The organism is Bacillus sp. P4_D3, assembly GCF_056401855.1.
The window spans coordinates 1-1,975 of the sequence record NZ_JBFUIN010000578.1; the positions used below are offsets into that span (position 1 = coordinate 1).

Genomic DNA, 1,975 nt, shown 5'->3' on the forward strand with positions numbered 1-1,975 from the left:
GGTTGGTAGTAATGCGATGAATAATGTAGAAAGTGCCATTAAAATAATAGTTGTACTTAAAACGATCTTTCGGCCATACTTGTCTCCTATTCTACCAAAGAAAATACCTCCGATTGGTCGAACGAGAAAGGCCGCTGCAAATGTACCAAATGTAAGTACAAGTTGCAAACCACTATTATTCACACCTGAGAAGAATAATTGACTTAATATTACCGCTAAATACGCGTATAATCCAAAGTCAAACCACTCCATTGCATTCCCAATGCCAGTAGCAACAACTGCTTTCCTAGCTTGTTTAGGATTGACAATATTAACGTCTTGAGGTTCAAAATTTAAATCATTATTTTGTTGCATATAGTAAAACAGCCCCTTATTTAATTTAACTTCTTTCAGCACACCTTCTCTTACTAGAATAAATTCAATACGAAGCACTTAAGGAAAAGCAACGTCTCCTTATCTGTTATTATTGTTTCACATAATTAATTATTTGTCCAATTAGATTCTTTCTAGATTAAGTAATTAAGTATTTTAAAAAGCTGAAAAAGCGCTGTATGAGTGCCTTTTTCAGCTTTTTATTTTAATATATAAATTTATTTTTTGTCCCTATTTTCTTCCTGTACGAATTATAAATAAGGTACTTTTTATATTTGTATTTTCATCAAAATTCTTAAACACTTGCTATAGCTGCCACACTATGAACAGCGAATATAAATTCATTAATAAATGTATCAATTTCCTCTTTTGTAATTATATACGGAGGAAGTAAACGGATGATATTACCTTGAGTTACATCGACTAACATCCCTTTATCCATTAATTCTACCTGTAATTTCTTCACATTTTCAGTCGTATCATTCATACTAATTCCAAACATCATCCCAGCATGACGTACTTCCTGAATATAATAAGAATTTTCTTTCTGAATTTCTTGCAGTTTTTCATTGAAATACTGTGACGTTTCATATGCTTCTTGCATTAAACCATCATCAATTAATGTTTGTAATACCGTTAAACCTAAAGCCGTTCCGATTGATGAATGAGCAAACGTTGTTCCATGATCTCCTGGTGAAAATACATTACATAACTTTTCACCTACAATGATTCCTCCAAGCGGTATCCCGCCCCCTGCCCCTTTACCAATTTGAATAATATCTGGTGTAATATTAAAATTTTGATAAGCAAATAGTTTTCCAGTTCTGCCCATACCACTTTGTACTTCATCGACTATGAGGAGTACATTATACTTTTCACACAGGAGCTGAATCCCTTCTAAATATYCACTTGATAAAGGATAGATCCCACCGCTTCCTAAAACAGGCTCTAGCATAATTGCAATGGGATGTTCATTAACAATTGTATCTTCTAATTCCTTTATATTTTCACGCTCCACTTCATATACAGGAATGGATGTTTTCGGGAAATTTTGATAAACATTTTCTTGTCTCGTAAAATGAAGAGCCCCTAATGTTCGCCCGTGGAAACTATCTTTCAGTACAACGACTCCTTCACGTTCTTCATTCGTAATAGATCTATATTTATCAATTAATTTTAATGTCGTTTCTGTCGCTTCTGTACCAGAGTTTGTAAAAAAAACTTTTCCATTTTTTAAAGAGCAATCAACTAATCTCTTTGCATACTCAATCGCAACTGGATTTAAAAAATGAAATGGAAGATGCAACGATTTCGTAACTTGCTCCATGGTCGTTTGCACAATTTTAGGATGATTATATCCTAATACGTTTACTCCTACGCCAGAAAATAAATCTAAATACTCTTTACCCTCCACATCATACAGTTTACAACCTTCTCCTCTTTCTATCGCAACCTCCGTGCGACAATACGTAGGCATCATATATTCTTTATCTAATTGAAACCAATCCGACATGTTAAATTCCTCCTAGTTATTTTTCCCGTTTTTTATATTCATTATCTATACAATCATTTRTAAATTAACTTTTAAGATTGAAATTTTAAT

At 32.9% G+C, this 1,975-nt stretch carries 2 protein-coding genes; both read right to left on the reverse strand.

What is annotated here, in order from left to right:
• Positions 1-354 (reverse strand): MFS transporter (locus AC1DTM_RS24255; RefSeq protein WP_477001084.1); only part of this gene is annotated, 354 nt, incomplete at its 3' end.
• A 313-nt stretch (positions 355-667) separates the two neighbouring features.
• Positions 668-1,885, reverse strand: a complete 1,218-nt coding sequence (locus AC1DTM_RS24260; RefSeq protein ID WP_477001085.1) for an aspartate aminotransferase family protein — start codon at positions 1,883-1,885, stop codon at positions 668-670.
• Positions 1,886-1,975 lie beyond the last annotated feature (90 nt).